Below are 19,987 nucleotides of genomic sequence, written 5' to 3' on the forward strand. Positions count from 1 at the left end.
GATCGTCAGGTCACCACGACGTGCCGAGAGGGGGTCTTCGGGCAGGCCCAGGTCGGTCAGCCGAGTCTCCCGGCCATTTTATAGATCCGCGAAATACTGTGCCACGTCGTAATTACCGATCAGCCTCGCCAGACCGAGGGGAGTCTGACCGTGGCTGTTCTCCCTGAATGGATCTGCCCCAAAGTTACGCAAAAGGGAAATCAACTCCCCCCTTCCATGAGAATTGAAAACCGCAATAAACAGCGGAGTGTTTCCGTGGCGATTTACTGGATCGACAGATGCACCGTGATCCAGCAATGCTCGCGCGGCATTCGCATTCCATTCCTGTGCCGCGAAGTGGAGCGGAGTAAAACCATCACGGTCAGCAAGATCTACATCCAGCCCCCCTTCTGCGAGGAGTGCAACCTGATCGGCGTCGCCCACGAAGGCGGCTTGATGCAGCTCAGACCGTCCGTCTTGATCAATCATCACTAACAGTGACTCTCGTATTGATGACTCATATTGTTGTGCGGATCCTCGATCTGGTAGTTGTCTGCATTGTTTTGATGAGCAATGAACTCCTCCCGGGACAAGTCATTGTCTCGCGCCCAATCGCGGGCTCGCCAATATTCATGGCCAGGCTTGTGTCCGTAGTGGAAGGGGCCTCCCTTGGGGATAACCTGACCTGTGTTGGGATCAATAAAGTCACCATTTGCATCCGTCGGCGCAGCGCTTCGGATGTCCCGCTTGGTCTTCTCCCAGAGCGTCACTCGATCGTATCGAGAATCAGGATCAAGAGGGTTTGGATTAGGCAGGAAACGACCGTCCGGGCCTCGCTCCCGTTCGCCAGGACCATCGTTGTGGACAAGGATACCCTGGTCACCTGCGACCACATGGTAGGTGTGCAGCTCACCGACCGTGAGGTTGTGGACCCGCTGGAGCGCCGTCCACGCCTTGATTACCGTTACCTGGACATACGTGCCTGCGGATGTTTGCAACCACATGCCGGGCTGGAGTTGCCCCGCCTCGAGCCACTCACGTAGCGCCGGCACCCAGAAGGGATGGTTGTCCGTCGCCGTGATCATGTCGAGGGCAGTTCCGCGGTCGCCGTCTGTGTCTACGGTGATCTTGACGAGGTGTTTGGTGCCCTCGCCTGTGATCAGGGCGGTCACGGGTTCGGCCTTGGTCTGGCCGGTCGCGGGGTCAGTTGCGATGACCTGGTCGCCGATTTTGATGTCTTCGATGGCCTTGGTGCTGCCATCAGCCATCAGTACCCGGGTGCCGGAGATGAAGCTGTTGGGCGCCTCGTCACACGAGTAGATGTTCGGTGGTGGCGGGTCACCAACGGGAACTACCGCAGATTCGTCGGGGTCAACCACACCAGCGCCGTCGACACACTGCCCGGAGTAGCTTAAGCCTTCATCGCAGTTGATGATGTTGTCGGTATCGGTATCAGGGTCGTATGGGTCAACGCCAGAGTCCCATGCCGTTCCGGTGGAACCGTCGCCCAACTCGATGCGGTTCGGATCCTTGCAGGGCTCTCCGGGGCGGCATGGGCGCCTGGGCAGGTGCGCGGATGTGGATTTCCGTACGCCACCCTTGGTCTTTACCTTTTTTTCCTTTTTGTCCTTGGGCTTGCCTGGTTTTGAGTCGCATTTAGTCGAGCAGCGGGGACGTCCCTGGGGTGTCGTGTTCGGCCTCGTGTCCGGTCTCGTGTCCGGTCTCGTGTCCGACCCGCGCGGTTGTCTGTGCTGGCGGCGGTCATCCGGGTGTTGTGTGTTATTCGGGCTTTTTGTGGGTTTCCACCCTTGAGGGGCTGTTGCATTATTTTTGGCGTCTCGTGCCGCCTTTTTGGCCTGTTTAGCTGCAGCAGCCGCCTTGGCGGCGGCGGCAGCGGCAGCCGCCTGTGCTAGTGCCAAGGCCGCTTTAGCTGCCGCAGCGGCGGCAGCAGCACCGTTCACTGCCAGGCCGGGGAGGGCGTTTGCTACACCTGCGCCACTGCCGCAACCGCAATGGATCGCGTCGGCATGGCCTGAGGGGTCGAGGCCGGTCATTGGATTGCCGCTCGCGTAGGTGTAGCGATTGGCCTGAATAGAGGAGGTCGGGGGCAGGGTCCAGGTGTCGCGGGAGGCGAAGGCGCCGGTGCCTGGCTGGTACCAGCGGGCGTGCATGTTGACGTTGCCGGTGTCGGGGTCGGTGTACTCGCTCTGGTAGCCGAGCGAAGGTTTGGTGCCAGTCTGTGCGGTGACCTCGCCGAAGGGGTTGTAGGTGGTGGTGCTGGACAGGGCGGTGCCGGTGAAGGTGCCGACCAGGTCCTGGTGGAGGTCGGTCATCGCGCCCGCTGCCGGGTTGGCGCCTTCTTTGACGCTGACCAGGGCGCCGGAGGGGTCGCGGCCGTAGCTGGATTGCACGGTGCCGGCCTGGTCGGTGATGGCGATGATGTCGTTGTCGAGGCCAGCGTAGACGAACCGCTGCTGGCCGCCGGACTTTTGGCGGGTGAGCATGCGGTCGAAGGCGTCATAGGTGTAGGTGGCGTCGCCGTCGTTGATGAGCCGGTCGAAGGCGTCGAAGGTCAGGTTGCGGGTGGTGCCGTTCTTAGTTTGGGAGGCCAGGGTGCCGCGCGGGGTGTAGGCGTAGGTGCTGCCGTCACCAGAGGTCAGGCGGTTGCGTTCGTCGTAGGTATAGGTCTTGCTGCCAGCCTTGGTGCGGTTGCCGGCGTCGTCCCACTCATACGCGGTGGTGGTGCCGTCCGGGCCAGTCCAGGAAGTGAGCCGTCCGGCGCGGTCGTAGCCGTAGGCGTTGTTGCCGGCGCCAGCGAGGCCCTCGGTCTTCTTGCTGGTGAGGTTGTCGTCCTTGTCCCACCCGTAAGTGATCTTGGCGAGCTGGCCGCCGGTGCTGTTCTTCAGCGTGTGGGTGAAAGGCCGATCCAAGGCGTCGTAGGTGAAGGCCTGAGTGTTGGCCGGGCTGGTGGAGGTGATGGTGGTGAGCCGGTCGGCCTTGTCATAGTCGTAGGTGTTGGTGCGGCCGCTGACCGGGTCGGTGACGGTCCGCAGACGGTTGTCCTCGTCCCAGGTGTAGCTGGTGGTCCCGGTCACGTCGACGCGCTGGGTGGGGTTGCCGAGCGCGTCATAGGCGAAGCTGCTGGTCCCGGACGGCGCGGTGACCTTGGTGAGCAGGCCGCGGTCGTTGTACTCCAGCGTCTGGTCGCTGACCGTGGTGGGGCGGTCGGCCAGGTCGTAGCCGAAGGTCTTGTCGCCGGCGACGATGCCCGCCCCGGAGCCGCTGATCTTGGTGACGCGGTTGAGGTTGTCGTACTCACGGTCCAGGCGGACCCCGCCCGGTTGGATGAGCGCGGTCTCGTTGCCCGCAGGGTCGTAGACGTGGGTCCAGGTGCGGTCGGCCAGGTTGGGGTGGGCGGTGGTGGCCGGCTCGGTCAGGGTTTCGATCAGGCCGAGGGTGTTGTAGCTGGTCCAGGTGGCGTTGCCGCGGCCGTCGGTGAGCCGGGTGCGGGCGCCGGTGGCGTCATAGCCGAAACTCGTGGTGATCGATTTGCTGTCGGAGACCGGCTCCACCAACTCGGTGAGCTCGTTGGTGGCGTCGTAGCCGCGGCGGGTGACGTGACCTTCGCCGGAGGTGTAGCGGGTGGGGTTGCCGGCGGCGTCATAGCCCAGGCCGACCGTGCGCACGGTCGCGCCCTTGTCGTCCAAGCTCGTGACGCTGGTGAGCCGGCCGGCCAGGTCATAGTCGCCGACCATGGCATTATCGAGCGGGTTGGTGACCTTGGCGGGCCGCCCGACCAGGTCGTAGTCGTAGCGGGTGGTGTCGTTCTTCGGGTCGGTCACCGCGGTGACCTCTCCGGCGGCGTTGACCGTGTAGCCGATGGTCCTGTTGCCCGGCAGGACCGCCTTGGTGAGGTCACCGGCGGCGTTGTACTCCAGGGCGGTGGTGTAGGCCGCGCTAGTCGGACGGCGTTCGATCACGGTGCTGGTGATCTGTCGGCCCAGGTCATCGTAAGTAGCCTCGCGGCGGGCGCCGGTCGGGTCGATCGCCGCCAACTGCTCGCCTGCCAGGTCGTACTCCGACACCCACTTGCCGGCAGCCTGCCCGGCTGCGGCGGGCGGATCGGTCACCCGGACCGGGTTACCGAGCGCGTCGTACTCGGTCGTGGTGACCTGCCCCCGCGGGTCGGTGGTCTTGATCAGACGTCCCGCCGGGTCATAGCCGTAAGCCATCGTGGGCGTGACCGCGGTGCCGCCAGGCGGCGTGTACGGCATGGAGGTCAGCGACGTACGCCGCCCCATCTTGTCGAACCCGGAGGTGGCCAGCCGTCCTTCTGGGTCGACGACGTGAGTCTGCCAGCCCGCGGTGTTGTAGCCGATCCGGCTGGTGGGACGCCCCTGCGTGGCGGTCCCGGCCTTGTCGATCTGCACGCTGGGCGCCTTGATCTCGATCAGACGGCCGAGCGCGTCGAAACGGCTGGTAGCGGTGTAGTCAGCGGCGTTCGCGCCAGTGGCGTTGCCGCGTGGGTCGGTGGTGGCCGTGATCAGGCCGCGGTCGTCGACCGTCCAGGTGGTGACCAGGTCGTCGGTGCCGTTCTCCACCGTCTGCCGGGTCATGATGCCCGCAGGGTTGTAGCCGTAGGAGACGACCTCTTGGCGCGTCGTGCCCGCCGCGGTCCACGTCTCCTTGGTCGTCAGATCGTTGGCGTCGTACTCGTAGGCAGTCTTGCGCTTGAGCGTGGCCGGGTCGAGCGTGGCCGAGGTGAGCCTGCCGGCGGCGTCGTAGACGTAATCGGTGGTGGTGATACCGACGCCGGTGATGGGGTCCGCGCCGATCACCTGTTTGACGAGGTTGCCCGCCGGGTCGTAGGTGTTGGCTTCCAGCACCACGTCCTTGGGCGTCGTGGAGCCGTTCAGCTTGACATCCGTACCGACCACCTGCGACAGCAGATCGTCGCCATAGTAGGTGTAGGACGTCTTGCGGCCCATCGCGTCCGCCCGCGCGGCCAGACGCCCGCCGTCGTCGTAGGAGAACGACTCCAGGACGATCTCCTTGGCTGGCTGCGGGTTGACCGGGCTGCCGGTCCAGTTCTTCAACGTTCGCGAGGCCAGCTCGCCGCGTTTGGTGTAGGTGTAGCCGAACACCGAACCGACTTCGTCGGTGACGGTCGACTGCAGACCGAGCTTGTCCCAGCTGCTACGGACCACACCACCCTCAGGGTCGGTGCTGGTCTCCTGACGGCCGAAAGCGTCGTAGGTGTAGGTCGTGGTCCGCTCCGGATCGCCACCCGTCAGATCGGTGACGGTCTCGGTGAGCGTGTTGCCGTCCGGGTCATAGGTGTAGCTGGTCTTCGCCGTGTGCGTGACACCGCTGACCTCGTTCTTCACACCCGGCGCCGTCTGCGTGGCCAGCCGGCTCAACTTGTCATAGGTGAAAGTGATCTTCACCCCGCCGGGCTCGGCATCGGAGATCTGAGTTTGGGCACTCACCCGGCCCAGCGCGTCGTGCTCGAACCTGGTGACCAGCCCGGACGGGTCGGTCTGCTCGGCCAAATCGCCCGCGGCGCGGTAGCCGAAGCTGGTGGCGTTGCCCTTGGCATCAGTGCGCGTCTTGACCAGCCTGGCCAGCGTGGTGCCGCCGCCGATGGCGGGCTCGCTGCCGTCGGTGTAGGCGACGGTGGACGAACGGCCGTTGGGAAAGTCGGGTGTGGCCGGGGTGGTCTGCTTCGTCAGATCGCCGTAGGCGTTGTACTCGAAGCTGGTGACGTAGGTGTTGTCGGTGGCGCTCGCGGAACGGGCGTCGCGGACCTTGAGCAGGCGGTCGTTGCGCGGGTCGAACTGATCGGTGGCGTTCAGGTAGTACTCGCTGCGGACAATCTGGCAGCTGGTCGTCCGGCAGGTCCAGCTCTCGAGCACGTTGCCGCGGGCGTCGTTGTAGGACGTGACAGTGTTGAGGTTCGGGTCCGTGACCGATTGCGGGAAGCCGCCGGTGTCGTAGCTGTAGGTCGTCTTCTTGCCCAGCTGGTCGGTGAACGAGGTGATCCGGTAACCGCGCCACGCGTCGTACACGTACTGGAGAGGGAGGGTGCCGTCCTGCGGGTCGGTGACGGCGACCGTGCTCAGGCCGGTGGTCCGGTCATAGACGGGCTCGCCGATCTTCCACGTGCCGCCGTGCTGGTCGGTGTGAGTCGTGAGACGGTCGCTGGCCGGGTCATAGACGTTGTCAGCCCAGACGCGCCCGGACGGCAGAGTGACCTTGGTGAGCTTGTTCGGCGCCGCGGCGCGGGCGGCGAAGTGGGTGGCGGTTTCGGTAGCCGACAGAGGACGGTCATAGACGGCAACCTCGTCGAAACTCGCGGCAAGCCCGCCCACCGACGCGTACGGCCAGTCCTCGGGGTTGTCGACCGCCGCCGTCAGCGTCCCTGCGACCTGACCGTCCAGGTACAAGGTATGTGCATCACCTGCGACGGTCAGCACGACATGATGCCAGCCGCCATCGTTGACCGCGGCCGCGGAGGTGATGGGCGTAGTCGAGGGCAGATAGGCCGCAGACAGCTTGCCATCAGCCGCCACCTGCAGGACCGAGTGTTTGGTCGTACCCCACTGGTACTGCACCTGCAGGATCGGACCCGTGCTGGTCGTCTTGAACCACGTCTCAAAGGACGCCCACTTGCCCACGCGCGGAAGAACATCCACCGGCAGGGAGACATAGTCATCGGCGTCCAGTTCGACGGCGGTGTCAGAGGTACCACTCAGCGCACCCGGCTTGCCGAGCGTGCCGCCGCTGTAATAACTACCCTCGTTGCCCCAGCCGAGGTCCTTCGCATCCGTCCCGGTGCTCTCGCCCAGCCGCCAGTAGCCCATCGGGTCGGAGTCCAGCACCGTGGTCCGATACAGCGACCCAGAGGCGTGGGCGTACTGTGTGCAGCCCTCCTCGGGATTGCACACCTTCTCCAAAACATCGCCGTTGTAGGAGTAGGTCCAGGTCAGCGGCTTGCCGTCGACAGGCGCCGTGGACACCGACGTGACGTGGGCGCCGGTCCAGGCGAACTGGAGCGACCGGCCCCCCGGCGCGGTGACCTGGGCGAGCTTGCCATCCTGCCCATACACGAGCGTCTGCGCACGCCCCCGCCCATCGACGATCTTCGTCAAGCGTCCGTTCTCGTCGAACACATACGTCGTCGACGTCTTGTCCATCAGCGCCCAGCCCGTGCAGGTCGTCCCCGCCGGGCAGGTCGGCGACTTCGAGGCCTCGGCCAGGGTCGCGGGCAAGCCGGGGGGAGGCTGATAGCTGCCATCAGCCTTCTTCGCGAAACGAACCTGGCGCCCGTCCGGGTAGGTCACCAGCAGCGACTCCCGGCCCCGGATCTGCTCCGGGACGATCCGCATGTCCCACCGGGTCGACCAACCGGCGCCGAAGATACCGGTGCGCCGCGGATCCACGCTGTTGTACGAGCGCACCACCGACAACGGCGGCCCCACCGAACTGACCTGCGCGTCGGTGAACCCGGTCGTGTAATTGCCGGCCAGCTGATGAAACTCCTGGCCGCTCCCGCCCGACGTGGACAACTGCGACGTGATCGTCGGCTGACGCACACCGACAACGAACGTCCGCGTCGAGGAGGACGAGCTCTGGCCACCGATGGTGGAAGCATCCCTCGCAGTCAACCTCCACCAGTACTGGCGTCCCCACGCCAGCACGCCATCCGGCACGGTCACGCTGCCGGACGACGTCCGGCAGCAGTCGTTGTACGTGCGGCAGCCGTACATCGACGGGGTGTCACACACCTCGAAGTCGAAGCTGATCGTGCCGCCCGCCCACGTGGTGGCCGTAGCGCTGAACGTGGGCGTGGCCGTCATCACCTGCATGCCGTTGTCTGGAGACATCGAGGTGATCGTCGGCGCCGGCGGGGGCGGGCAGGGACCGACCAACTGCCACGACGGGTCGTTCGTCGTCGGCGGGAAGGTATTGAGGCTGGACGGAATGTTCTGGATGGCCTTCCAGATCTGCTTGTTATACGAGACATTCGTCCCGTAAGCGACGTACACACCCCGCTGCCACGGCTGATACGAACCACACGGCGGCTCCGCCGCCAACTGCGCCATGAACACCGAAGCGTCGCTCACCGGCTTGCGGGCCACCCTCGGCTCACGTGTGACACCCGTGCGCTCTTCCTGCGGCAGCGCCTTCTTCGGCGCCTTGACGCTCTTCGCCGGCGTACCCGCGGCGGCAGAAGTCCGCGTCGCCTCACTCGAAGTGAGCGTCGGCAAGGCCTTGGTAGACCCGAACGCCTGTTTCGGCGTCTCCGGCGAGCCCTGGAAAGCGACCGTCGCGGCCGGCGCGAGCGCATCAGCGACGGCCGGTAACGGCTGCAAGCCCAGCAATCCGGGCACCAGGCTCACGAGAATCGCCGCCACCACGGCGGACGTTCGCCCAGAACGAGCCCACGCCAAATACCGGCGCATACGCCGTCACACTCCGACCCACAACGAGGGACACCCGCGAGGGGCGCCAGACGTCGCTCCACCCCACCCGGCAGGAACGGTCCTGACTCGTGCGGCTCGGAGCAGTTACCAAACGGGCAAAGCGTAACTATCGCAAGATCGCGCAACAAGAGCGATTTTCGCCATCTAAACGGCACGGAGTGTGACGTACCGGATGAAAGCCCACGACCTTGGACCATGTGTCGCGCAGTGGTTGAGGCGCTGTCCGCGTGAGATCGTCTCGTTGGCAGAGGGGGCCGTCGGTGGCCGCAATCAGGGCGGAACTTCTGCAACCTGGTGGTTGGGCACACCGTGCTCGTCACCAGGTCAGCAGCGTGATGGCCGGATCTTGGGAAAGTTTGTCCAGGTCCGGTTGGAACCCACCGCACGTAACCATGACCATGGCGAAAGCGTGACGGGCGAGGGGAGACGAGCATGAGACGTTCTGGGCCCTTCGGGTTTCTTCTGCAAGGCTGGGAGAACCGCAGCGTGTGGGGCTGGGATGAGGGCACCGGCAGCTGGTGGGCGCAGCTGTGGCGCAACGACCTGCCTGACGACCCGGTCGCCGACGCCCCGCACGTGAGCATCGGCCCGCTCGCCGGGCAACACATCGCCGCGGCAAGCGGCCTGGTGCCGCTGATCGCCGCCGCCACCGGAACCGATCCGGACCGTATCGACCAGCTGATGGCCGAAAGCATGCGCTGACCCATCCCCGGGTCCCCGCCGCCCGTCGGCGTAGCCGGCGGGGTCCGGGCGGGTCAGCGGCTCAGCCCGGGACCGCGGTCGACGCCGCGGTCGGGTGGCGGCCGGTAGGCCTGGCGGCGCTCGTGCTCGCGCCGCAGCCCAGGTGTGGGGCGGGTGGGGTCGTCGGTCCGGGCGGCGGCCGCGCGCTGGCGTCGGGCGTGCTCGGCGCGGGCGGCGCGTTCGAGCTCGCGCCGGTCGGGCGGCAGGACGGCGCGGCGCTCGCGCTCTCCGCGGAGGGCGGCCAGCTCTTGCTGGGCGACCTCGTGGGTATGGCGGGCGCGGCCGGCGCGGTAGGTGGCGTCGTCGACGTCGCGGGCCCGGGCAGCGCGCTGGACCGTGGCCAGGTCGCGTTCGAGGTCGTGGTGCTGGCGCCGCACCAGCGGCCAGGCCGCCCGGGGCGGCGCTGCGGCGGCGGCCTGCTGGGCGGCCCGCTCTAGGGCGGGGCCTTCCTTCAGGACGGGCGCCAGGTGCTCGCGCACGGCGGCCAGGTCCTCGCGGAGGCGGGGCAGAGTCGCGTCCAGTTCGCGGCGGCGGGCCCGGTGGGAGGGGCGCAGCCGGCCCAGCCCGTCCAGCTCGCGCTGGAGATCAGCCTCGCGCTCGCGCAGCTGGCGGAGCTGTTCACGGTCGTCGAGGACGTTCTGGCGGGCCTGCTGCAGGCGGTGGGCGGCGTGCTCGGCGGCGTCGATCTGGCGGACCTGTTCGGTGAGCCGGGCCCACATCTGCTGCAGCGCCCGTTCGGTGAGGCCGCCGCCGTCGCGGGCGTAGTGCTGGGCCTCCTGTTCGGCGGCCGCGAACGTGAGGGCCGCCGCCGTGGCGTGCTGGGTGAGCGGCTTCATGCGGGCGGCCAGCTGGGCGTCGGACAGCAGGCCCACCCCGTGCGGCTGCCGGGTCAGGGTCAGCAGGGCGCTGGCGCGCTGGACGGCGGCCTTCGCCTCGCGTTCGGCGTCCTGCAGGTCCCGTTGGGCCTGGCGCAGGCCGTCGTCACCGGCGTCGGCCGGGCCGGCGGCCGTCGACGGCTCTGCAGTGCGCTCGGCGTCGTGGCGGTCCGGGTCGCGGGCCCGGCCGGTCAGCTGCTCGACTGTCCGCGGAGCGCGCGTCGATGGCGAGGTGAGCTGGGCGGCGCGCTCCCGTTCGGTGTGCTGGCGGGCGATCGGCTCGGGCTCGGCGGTCACCAGGCGGTCGGCGCGATCGCCGCGCAGGGTGGCGGCGTAGGCGGCCAGCGCACGCTGCAGCTCGATGGCGTGGTTGTCGGGCTCGCCGAGCCGGGCCCTGTCGGCGTCGCTCTCCAGCAGCTCGCGCGGCAGATACAGGCGGGCCGTCTCCCGGTCCCGGGACATCGCGGCATACAGGCTGTGCGGGTCCAGGCCGTGGCCGTAGACGAGCGCCCGGTCCACAGTGGCGCCTTGGGCGGAGGCGACTGTCAGGGCGGTGCCGTGGCCCAACCCGCCGGCGGCGACGTAGCCGGGGGTGATCCATTCCTGCTCCACGCGCGGCCCGTCCGCGTACGGGGCGCGCCATTCGACCAGCACCCGCCGCCGCTCGTCGATCGCCATCACGCGGCCGCGGTAGCCGTTGAGCACGTTGGCACCCTGACCGCGCCGGGCCCGGTAGTCGTTGGTGTGCACGCGCACGTGGTCGCCGACCGCCAGAGCGATGCTGCGGCCGCCGGGTTGGCGGTAGCGCACGTCGGGGCCGGTGATCTCGCCGGCGGCGCGGCGCACCGCCCGCGCCGCGGCGTTGAGCCGGTCGACGTCGGCGTTGCTGGCGGCCAGCAGCGCCACGTTCGCCAGCTCGGCGTGCACGTCCCCCTGGTAGGCCTGGCGGGCCTGCTGCCAGTCGGCCAGCATCGCCGCCATGGTGTCGTCCGCGCCGCGCCCGGCATGCACCCGCCCGGCCTGACCCCAGGTGCGCAGCGCCTGCTCACGCTTCCCGCCCCGCCACAGCGCCAGGGCGGCCCGCTCGCCGGCGTCACGCTGGCGCCGGTTCTCGCCCAGCACCAGGCCGTCGACCTGGCGGTGGATCGCGGCGAACAGCCCGCCGACGCCGATCGCCCGCAGCTGGACCGGGTCGCCGATCAGCACCACCTTCGTGGCCGTGCGCTGAGCCTCGGTCAGCAGCACGGTCAGCTGCCGGTCATCGACGATCGCGGCCTCATCGACGACCAGGACGTCGACGCCGTTCAGGCCGGGCCCGCTCTTGATGCGCAGCAGCCAGGTGGCGATCGTGTCGGAGGCGATGCCGGACTCGGCGGCCAAGCCCATGGCCGCCACCGCGGCGGTGGCGGCGCCGGCCACGACCAGGCCGCGGCTCTCCCACGCCGACCGGGCCGCCGCCATGATCATGGTTTTGCCCGCGCCGGGCACGCCGATGACCGCCTCCACGCCGTGGCCGCCGCCCACCAGGCGTTCCAGCACCTGGCGCTGGGAGTCCGACAGGGCGATCCCGGCGCCGGCCTCGAACGCGCCCAGCGCGAGCTCGGCGGCCGCCGCGTCCACCAGGGCCAGGCCCGCGCCGTACTCGGCGCGCGTCAAGGCCAGCGCCTGCTGTTCGGCGTCGATGATGTCGCTGGAGGTGTAGCACTGGCCGTTGGTCAACGTGGCGGCGCTGGCGGGCGTCGCCAGCTGTATCACGGGGCCGTGCTTGAGGACCTGGTCGGTGAGCGCGTCGGCGTCGGCCAGGCTCGCGACGCCGTCCGGCAGCGCATCGATCACTTCGGCAAGCACGTCGGACCGGGAGACGATTTTGGTGTGGCCGGTCAGTCCATCGTCGGGCCGCCAGATCCACGCGGCGATCGCGGCCGGGCTGGGCCGCTCCGCTAAGCCCTGGGCGGCGCCCAGACAGGCGGCGGTCACGGCGGCCGGGTCGTAGCCAGCGGCGCGGGCCTGCGCGCGCCAGGACGCCCGGGTATCCACCGGCGCGGCCGGGGCGCTGTTCTTGGCCTCCCAGGTCCGGGCGCCGGCCACCTTGCGCTGGGCGGTGCTCGCCGTGGCGACATCGTCCAGGCCCATCGCGCCGAGCAACTCGGCGGCGGCCTGGCCGCCGCGCTTGGAGTACAGCTCCCGCAGCTCGGCGCCAACGCCGACGATCTCCCACGCGCCGGTGTGCGGGTCCCGCGTCCAGGCCAGGCCGTACCGCTCGGTGAGCAGGCGCCGCAACCGGGCCTGCACCAAGGTGCCGGCGGCCTTGTCATGCCGGTACAGATCACGGCTGCCGTCGCCGAACACACCCCACGTGCCGTCGACGCAGCGCGTCATGTTCGCGAGCACGACGTGGGCGTGCAGATGCGGGTCGCCGACCTGCCCGCCAGTCGGCCGGGCCGATCGGTGCCACATGATCCACCCGATCTGGCCCGTCCCCTCCACCCGCCTGCCGAGCTTGCCGTCGCCCTTCTGGCCGCGGATGCCGTACCCGGCCCACTGTTCGATGGCGGCCACCGTGTCGGCCACGGCCCGGGCGAAGGCGTCCTCGATCCCCTGGGCTAACGCGGGATCGGCCAGCCCATACAACACGCTCACACTTTTCGGCAGATCCAAGGTCACGTCGTAGCCGCGATTGCCGACCTGCACCCGAGCGTCGCGGTGAGCGCGGGCGGCTTCCAGCCGGTCCGGGTCATACAGCGCGTCCAGGTCCAGGTCCAGGCCAGCGGCGGCCGCCAGCCGCTCGGCGTCCCCGATCGGGATCTGGTGGGCCGCGCCCTCACGCTCGACCCCGCGCGCCAGCCTGCCCGCGCGTTTGACCGCCCACTTCACCCCGGACACCAGAGTCTCCACGGTGACCTCGCGCTCGTCGGCGGCCTGCTGCAGCGCCTGCAGCAACGGGATCGCGGCCAGACGCGACAGCGGGTGACTCGCCTTCTTCGGCTCGACCAGCCGCTCGCCGGTGCCCGGGTGGCAGCCGTCCATCAGCGCCCGGGCGGCCTTGTGATGCTCGGCGGTCAACGGCAGGCCTGCCGCGATCCCCTTCTCCGCCAGCCCCAGCTCGGCAAGGCCGGCCCCGATCCACGTCAGGCCGCGCCCCGCCTCCTGTTCGGCAATCGCCGGCGCGGCCTCACCGGGAGCCTGGCCGTCGGCCAGCCGGTAGCTCACCTGATCGCAGCCGGCGCCCTCACTCAGCCGGTAGTCGATCTGCGTCCGGTCCGGACCGAGCACCGTCACCCATGCCACCCGGACCACCCCCGAACGCGCCCGTGATCTGCGGCTTTCTCGCTCCTTGTATGCGCGTAGCCATACGTGGGTTCTTACTTTGATCATGGCTTTCACTTCAATAGTGACACTTATGAGTCGAAAGTTCTAACAATGTGAGTCAGTGAATGGATTTGGGGGTGTTGCTGAGTGGGCTTGATGGGATGCAGGGATCCTTCTTAGAGATCTTGGCTCTGGGGTTCGAGCACTCTGGGCGCGCCCGCGCGCGCATACCGATAGCGCATCCCGAAACGGTCGATGAGACTTGGAGATTGAGCGCGGGCAGGCGACCTGCACGCCTTCGTCGATCGGAAGGATCACGCGCCCATGAGCAAAGGCAGGCGCCTGCGACGGGCAGCAGCGGCCGGTGGGCAGTTGACCGAACGCACGCTCACCGAGGGATGGGCGGGCCCCGCGCGCATCCGGGTGCGGCAAGCCATCCCGGCCGACCTGCCCGCCATCGCTGAGCTTGCCCCGCTGGCCGGGGTACAGCTCGACGACGCCCTGGCGGAGGCGGTCCGCGACGGCTCCAGCGGCGCCGGCCTGCGGACGGGCATCCGCCAGGGACAGCTCGATTTCCAGCGACACATGGCGATCGAGTTCGCCACCGGCGGCGTGGTGAGCGCCTATCTGCACGCCTCGCTGGTGCTGGTAGCCGACCACCGCGATCAGGGGGTCGTCGGCACCCTGCTCGCCTACCCACCCGGCAATCTCGTCACCGAACTTGTCCGCAGCGGCCTCATCTCCCTGTCCGAACAGAGCGGACAGCAGACGACCATGCTGGCCAGCGTGACCTTGACAAAGATCAAAGCCGTCGCGGTCGCCGAGCACGCCCGCGGCCAAGGCGTCGGCGCCGCTCTGCTAAAACGCTGCAAGCAGATCTACTTCCACTGCGGGTACATGCTGCTGTACGGACAGATGCCGCCCACCCCGGGCCTGGACGCCTTCTACCGCCGCTCCGGATTCGAGGTCCAGCAACCCGGCGAACCCATCGACTTGTGGGTCGTCTTGGGCATCCATGCCAACGCGGTCCCTGGCGCGGACGAGCGGATCTTCCACCGCCGGCAACTGCCCGGCTGAGCACTGTCATCTGCCTCCCGCGCGCGTGCGCGTGGACCTGTCCAGGAAGTCCAGAAACCCTCCCCTTCCAGGGGAACCCGGCACGAAGAGAGCCCCCGGCCCCCTCGCAGTTCCAAGGGGGCCGGGGGCTCTCGGGGTCCTTCAGGCCGCCCTTGCTCAGGGGGAGCCGTCGGGCCCGTACCCGGGGGTCAGCGGCGGCCATCGTAGATGAAGCGGGCGAGCGGGTCGCCGAGCGCCCACATGGCGTTGAGCCGGTCGACGGTGCGCCGGTAGGCGTCCTCTTCGGCGCCGGTGAGCACGACGTCGTCGGCGGGGCCGGCGGCGGCCAGGCGCTCGCGGAGCATCGTGGTGTCGTCGGTGTCGGCCAGGTCCAGCAGCCCGGCCAGCTGGGCGGCGCGCTTGACCAGTTCGCCGGCGGGCAGGTCGGCGCGGCCGTCCTCCAGGCCGTCGCGTACGGCCTGGCGGGCGTGCGGGTCTCCGAGTACCCGGGCGGCCGCGGCGAGGGTGTCGACGTCGGCCGCCTCGACCTCGACCAGGCGCAGGGGCACGAGCTCGTAGCTGCCGCCCGGGGCCAGCAGGCGGCCGGTGGTGCCGGCCTTGACGGCGCGCTCGCCCTGGGTGGGCGTGATCGCCTCCGATAGCCGCTGCAGGGCCTCCAGCGCGGCGCGGTGGGCGAGCGGGGCGGGCAGCTCGCCGGGCTCGACGTCGCCGGTGTACTCGTAGCTGGCGTAGGTCAGCAGCAGCTCCTCCAGCTCGTTCATGGCGTGGGTGATGTCGATGTCGAGGTCCGGCAGCAGCACGCTGCGCACGGTGGACGTCATGTCGGGTTCCTTCGGTTCGATCGTCACAGTGCGTCGTGGTGGATCTTCCAGGAGAACTCGGTGTCGGCGACCAGTTCCACGACGGCTTGGTTGCGGGTTCGCCGCATGCCCGGGGTGCGCGTGACCTCGGTGCCGCTACGGCGGCGGGCCTTCCATCCATGGCGGGCTGGGCCGACGGTGCCCAGCAGCTCACCGGCGATGATGACGCGGTAGACGCCGTCACCGCGGCCGGTCGCCACGACCTGGACGGCGTCGAGCTCGGCGTCGGTGTACCAGGACGGCCGCCGGGCCGGGTCGGCCTCGGAGGTCCACGGCCGCGCGACGTCGTCGTCGCCGGCGGGCTCCGGCGCCGGGCTCGGCGAGCTCGTTGCCGTGGCCGGGACGGCGGGCTGGTCGTCGTCGGGGTCCTGGTCCACGTCGTGGTCGGCGGCGGCCGCCGTCATGGCGTTTGCGTCAAGAGCGGGGTCGTCGTCTTCGAGCGCCCGGTACAGCGTGCTGCGCCCCACGCCGAGCTCTCGGGCGATCTGCGTGACCGACTGGCCGCGCGCGCGGCGAGCACGGGCGGCGGCGAGCACGTCGTCGCTCACCTTGACCGGGCGGCCTCCCGTACGGCCGGCGGCGCGGGCGGCGGCCAGGCCGTCCAGGGTCCGCTCTTGGATCAGGTCGCGCTCCATCTCGGCGGCCATCGCGGCGACCAGGAACAGCATCTTGTCCCCCATCGTCTGCCCGTTCGGCCGGTGGATGCCGGCGCAGATGCCGCTCAGGATGTGCAGGTTGATGCCGCGCGGCGCCAGCTCGTCTTCCAGGAAGACCAGCAGCTCCTTCACGCTGCGGGCCACCCGGTCGGGCTTGGTGATGACCAGCGTGTCGCCCGCCTTCATGCCGTTCAACGTCGCGGTGAGCTTGGGCCGCTCGGCGCGACGGGTCGAGATGGTCTCCTCGACGATCTCGCGGCAGTCGGCACCGCCCAGCAACTCCAGCTGCGCCGCGTGGTCCTGGGCGCGGGTGGAGATCCGGGCGTAGCCGACGCGGATCGCGTTCGCGAGCCCCCGGCGCTCCGCCGTCTCGGTCATGATGCTCCGTTCACGATCTGTTGTGCCGGGACGTTCCCGTGCACGGGAGTTCGGACATCCGTGCAGACGACTTCGGACAGCGACAGGAGGAGGCGGCGGGCGCCCCGAGGGCCCGCCGCCCTCGCGGTCAGTCGGTGCCGATGCCCGCCGCCTGCCACTCGCGCAGGGTGGCCAGGAACTCCGGCGTGGGGGTGATCTCGATCGGGACCCCGACGCCTTCGATCTGGACCGCCGCGGCGAGGGTGGCGTGGACGGTCGCGGGGCCGTCGTCGGTGATGACGTCCCAGCTCTCGACCGTGCCGCCGTCGTCGTAGCAGCGGGCGATGTCGCGGATCTGGTTGATCTTCATGAGCTGGCCTCTCTTCGGTGGGCTTACTCACTGTCCCGAAAACCGTCCCGAAACACAAGAGTCCCGGGGAGGCTTTCGGGACAAGTTTCGGGACGCGCGTTTCTGCGGAAACGCCGATGTCCGGAGTCCTCTGCACGGCCGTCCCGTAAACGACCGTTTTGCACTGTCGTGATGGCAGGTAACGCCTTCGCTACTTTCGGTCCCGCTCGCGCCGGTTGGGGAGCACTCTGGAGGCATGTCGAAGACGACGCTCGAGGCGGAACGCGCGCCAGGGTCGCGGCTGTGGCGCGGCATGGCGATCATCGCGCTCGTGGTGTTGGTGGCCTCGCTGGTGGCGGGGCTGCTGTGGTTCTTCGCCGATCCGCTGCATCTGCCCCCGGAACTGCTGTCCACCCTGGATCAACGGGCCAGCGTGATCGGCATGTTCACTGGCATGCTGCTGGGCGCGGCCGGGCTCGTGGTCGCGGTGGTGGCATTGCGCGCGCAGACACGCGCCGACCGCACCCCGGCCGCCGGCATCGCCCTGCCTGAGACGGCGACCGCTGAGCAGAAGGCGACTCAGGTGGCGGCCGAAGGCGAGCGGTCGATCGCTATCGGCGGCGACAACTCCGGCATCGTCTCGACCGGTGACGGCGCCCGGAATGTACAACCGCGGGCGCAGGCCTCGGGCCAGGGACGGGGGCAGGCCGGCGGCGGCGCGTACGGCGGCGATCACCTCGAGTTCCACCACAACATCTTCACTGGCAAGGTCGTCGGCAAGCAGGTGAGCGGCCCCGAGCCCGCCCCGCCGGATGGAGATGACGATGAGCGGTGCTGAAGGCGGCCCCGGGGCGGGCGACCACATCGACTTCCACCACAACGTCATCAGCAAGGCCGTCGGCGCCGAATATCACCAGCACGAGCACCACCATTACCCGCCCACGCCGGAGCCGGGCCAGATCGTCGAAGGCGACATCCCGCAACGCCCGCCTGCCTTTCAACCGCGTCCGCAGTTGTTGCAGCGGCTCGCAGAGCTGCTCGGTGACCAAGCCCCGGGCCACAGCGGTGACGAGGACGACGGTAGTCGTGGGACGGCGGTGATCTGCGCGGTGGGCGGCACGCCCGGGGTAGGCAAGAGCATGCTGGCCGCCTCCTACGCCTGGGCCTGCCAGGCGGCGCGCTGGCCGGTGGTGGCCTGGATCGCCGCCGAGACCGCCGAGCAGATCCACGCCGGGCTGGCCGCCTTGGCTCAGCGACTTGGCGAGCATCACGCCGATGACGACGCGGCCGCCGCCGCCGCCCGGGCCAAGGCCTGGCTGGCCACCACCGAGCGGCCAGCACTACTGGTGTTCGACAACGCCACCGACGTGACCACCGTGCGCGCCTGGTGCCCGGCAACCGGCGCCGCCCGGGTGCTCATCACTACCCGCAACCGCGCGTTCCTGCGCCTGTTCGAGCCGGTCGAGGTTGAGGTATTCACCCCTAAACAGGCGGCCGCCTTCCTGCACCGGCGCACCAACCTGGACGACACCGCCGGCGCCGCCGACCTGGCAGACGACCTCGGGCATCTGCCGCTGGCCCTCGACCAGGCCGCCACGGTGATCGCCCGGCTGCGGCTGTCCTACGCTGACTACCGGGCCCTGCTGCGCGACTTTCCCGTGGCCGATTATCTCCCTGCCCAGGCTGGTGATCCCTACCCGGTCGGCGCCGCCGAGGCGATCTTGCTGTCGATCACCCAGGCGGAGACCACCGTCCCGGACGCCGCCGCATTGCTGCCGTTGCTGTCGGTGTTGTCCCCGGCCGGCATCCCCCTGACCGTCCTGCACGCCCTTACCGCCAGCATGAGCATTGAGGCCGTGCGCGTCCGGGAGTTGCTCGCCGACCTGGCCGACACCTCACTGATCACCTTCAGCAAGGACGATGCCTCGATCTTGATGCACCGGCTCGTGCAACGCGTGCTCCGCGAACGCGCCGCCCACCACGGCAATCTGGACAGCGCGCTGAGCCAAGCCGTCGACCTCCTGCACGCTTTCAACAGCGCTCTGCCCGATGGCGCGGCGACGTGGGCCGCCCGGGCCGCGGTCGAGATGCTGATCGAGCAGACCGACACGGTCTACCGGTGGACTTCCACGGGTGACGGCCTGTCCGCCGGCTTGCTGAGCCTGCGCCACGCGTGCGGCCAGTACCTGAACGACCTGGCCGACCTCACTCGCGCTATTCCCCTGTACGAGCTCACGCTGGCCGACCGGGAGCGGGTGCTGGGCCCCGACCACCCCGACACTCTGGCCTCCCGCCACAACCTTGCTCACGCCTACGAGGCGGCGGGGGATCTGGGCCGGGCCGCCCCGCTATTGGAGGCTACCCTCGCCGACTCCGAGCGGGTGCTGGGCCCCGACCACCCCCACACTCTGGCCTCCCGCCACAACCTTGCTCACGCCTACGAGGCGGCGGGGGATCTGGGCCGGGCCATCCCGCTGTATGAGGCGACGCTCGCCGACTTCGAGCGGGTGCTGGGCCCCGACCACCCCCACACCCTGACCTCCCGCAGTAGCCTCGCCTACGCCTACGAGGCAGCGGGGGATCTGAGCCGGGCCATCCCGCTGTTCGAGCAGACGCTGGCCGACAGCGAACGGGTGCTGGGCGGCGACCATCTCGACATCCTGGCCTCCCGTGGCAACCTCGCTTATGCCTACGAGGCGGCGGGGGATCTGGGTCGCGCTATCCCTCTGTACGAGCAGACGCTCGCCGACCACGAGCGGGTGCTGGGCCCCGACCACCCCCACACCCTGACGTCCCGCAACAACCTCGCCGGCGCCTACCTGGCGGCGGGAGATCTGGGCCGGGCCATCCCGCTGCACCAGGCCACGCTGGCCGACCGGGAGCGGGTGCTGGGCCCCGACCACCCCCACACCCTGACCTCCCGCAACAACCTGACCGGCGCCTACTATGAGGCGGGGGATCTGGGCCGGGCCATCCCGCTGTTCGAGGCCACGCTGGCCGACCGGGAGCGGGTGCTGGGCCCCGACCACCCCGACACCCTGGCCTCCCGCGACAACCTCGCCGGCGTCTACAAGGCGGCGGGGGATCTGGGCCGGGCCATCCCCCTGCATGAGCAGACCTTGGCCAATCGGGAGCGAGTGCTGGGCCCCGACCACCCCGACACCCTGGCCTCCCGCGACAACCTCGCCAATGCCTATGAGTCGGCGGGGGATCTGGGCCGGGCCATCCCCCTGCATGAGCAGACCTTGGCCAATCGGGAGCGAGTGCTGGGCCCCGACCACCCCGACACCCTGGCCTC

Annotated in this window: 10 protein-coding genes; 4 read left to right on the plus strand and 6 right to left on the minus strand. The window is 69.2% G+C overall.

Translation table 11 applies throughout. The annotated features are described in order from the left end of the window. Window positions 1-78: 78 nt before the first annotated feature. Window positions 79-468 carry an ankyrin repeat domain-containing protein gene (locus tag ACIHFD_RS57655; RefSeq protein ID WP_397374165.1) on the minus strand — a complete coding sequence of 130 codons (390 nt, stop codon included), beginning with the start codon at window positions 466-468 and terminating at the stop codon, window positions 79-81. 2 nt (window positions 469-470) lie between these two features. After that, window positions 471-8,396: a polymorphic toxin-type HINT domain-containing protein gene (locus ACIHFD_RS57660; RefSeq protein WP_397374166.1), complete on the minus strand. Its 7,926-nt coding sequence runs from the start codon at window positions 8,394-8,396 to the stop codon at window positions 471-473. Window positions 8,397-8,897: 501 nt separating this feature from the next. Between ACIHFD_RS57660 and ACIHFD_RS57665 the strand changes: the two genes are divergently transcribed. After that, window positions 8,898-9,167: a hypothetical protein gene (locus ACIHFD_RS57665; RefSeq protein WP_397374167.1), complete on the plus strand. Its 270-nt coding sequence runs from the start codon at window positions 8,898-8,900 to the stop codon at window positions 9,165-9,167. 53 nt (window positions 9,168-9,220) lie between these two features. On the opposite strand, the gene mobF is transcribed toward ACIHFD_RS57665, so the two are convergent. Next, a complete protein-coding gene (gene mobF, locus ACIHFD_RS57670; protein ID WP_397374168.1) occupies window positions 9,221-13,369 on the minus strand; it encodes a MobF family relaxase in 4,149 nt (1,382 codons plus the stop codon). A gap of 345 nt (window positions 13,370-13,714) precedes the next feature. Here mobF and ACIHFD_RS57675 point away from each other — a divergent pair, with 345 nt between their 5' ends. Then, a complete protein-coding gene (locus ACIHFD_RS57675) occupies window positions 13,715-14,467 on the plus strand; it encodes a GNAT family N-acetyltransferase (RefSeq protein ID WP_397374169.1) in 753 nt (250 codons plus the stop codon). A 188-nt stretch (window positions 14,468-14,655) separates the two neighbouring features. Here the strand turns inward: ACIHFD_RS57675 and ACIHFD_RS57680 are convergent, their stop codons facing one another. The 3 genes from ACIHFD_RS57680 to ACIHFD_RS57690 all read right to left on the minus strand — a co-directional run bounded on the left by ACIHFD_RS57680 (window position 14,656) and on the right by ACIHFD_RS57690 (window position 16,710). Continuing rightward, window positions 14,656-15,288: a hypothetical protein gene (locus ACIHFD_RS57680; protein WP_397374170.1), complete on the minus strand. Its 633-nt coding sequence runs from the start codon at window positions 15,286-15,288 to the stop codon at window positions 14,656-14,658. A gap of 23 nt (window positions 15,289-15,311) precedes the next feature. Then, the gene (locus ACIHFD_RS57685; protein ID WP_397374171.1) at window positions 15,312-16,361 is read right to left on the minus strand and encodes a recombinase family protein; all 1,050 of its coding nucleotides are present in this window, start codon (window positions 16,359-16,361) and stop codon (window positions 15,312-15,314) included. Between the two features lie 127 nt (window positions 16,362-16,488). Then, window positions 16,489-16,710, minus strand: a complete 222-nt coding sequence (locus ACIHFD_RS57690) for a hypothetical protein (RefSeq protein ID WP_397374172.1) — start codon at window positions 16,708-16,710, stop codon at window positions 16,489-16,491. A gap of 235 nt (window positions 16,711-16,945) precedes the next feature. Here ACIHFD_RS57690 and ACIHFD_RS57695 point away from each other — a divergent pair, with 235 nt between their 5' ends. Together ACIHFD_RS57695 and ACIHFD_RS57700 are read left to right on the plus strand one after the other, a co-directional pair. Next, window positions 16,946-17,527 (plus strand): hypothetical protein, encoded by a 582-nt coding sequence (locus tag ACIHFD_RS57695; protein ID WP_397374173.1) that lies wholly within the window; start codon window positions 16,946-16,948, stop codon window positions 17,525-17,527. Then, a partial coding sequence (locus tag ACIHFD_RS57700) for a tetratricopeptide repeat protein (protein ID WP_397374174.1) occupies window positions 17,514-19,987 on the plus strand: 2,474 nt, incomplete at its 3' end. The genes ACIHFD_RS57695 and ACIHFD_RS57700, both read left to right, overlap by 14 nt.

The sequence above is a fragment of the Nonomuraea sp. NPDC051941 genome, from assembly GCF_044593615.1.

Excerpts from the sequence above, each read along its gene's own strand:
- ACIHFD_RS57655 (WP_397374165.1), bottom strand. The coding sequence starts at position 468 with ATGATTGATCAAGACGGACGGTCTGAGCTGCATCAAGCCGCCTTCGTG.
- ACIHFD_RS57665 (WP_397374167.1), top strand. The coding sequence starts at position 8,898 with ATGAGACGTTCTGGGCCCTTCGGGTTTCTTCTGCAAGGCTGGGAGAAC.
- ACIHFD_RS57675 (WP_397374169.1), top strand. The coding sequence starts at position 13,715 with ATGAGCAAAGGCAGGCGCCTGCGACGGGCAGCAGCGGCCGGTGGGCAG.
- ACIHFD_RS57680 (WP_397374170.1), bottom strand. The coding sequence starts at position 15,288 with ATGACGTCCACCGTGCGCAGCGTGCTGCTGCCGGACCTCGACATCGAC.
- ACIHFD_RS57685 (WP_397374171.1), bottom strand. The coding sequence starts at position 16,361 with ATGACCGAGACGGCGGAGCGCCGGGGGCTCGCGAACGCGATCCGCGTC.
- ACIHFD_RS57690 (WP_397374172.1), bottom strand. The coding sequence starts at position 16,710 with ATGAAGATCAACCAGATCCGCGACATCGCCCGCTGCTACGACGACGGC.
- ACIHFD_RS57695 (WP_397374173.1), top strand. The coding sequence starts at position 16,946 with ATGTCGAAGACGACGCTCGAGGCGGAACGCGCGCCAGGGTCGCGGCTG.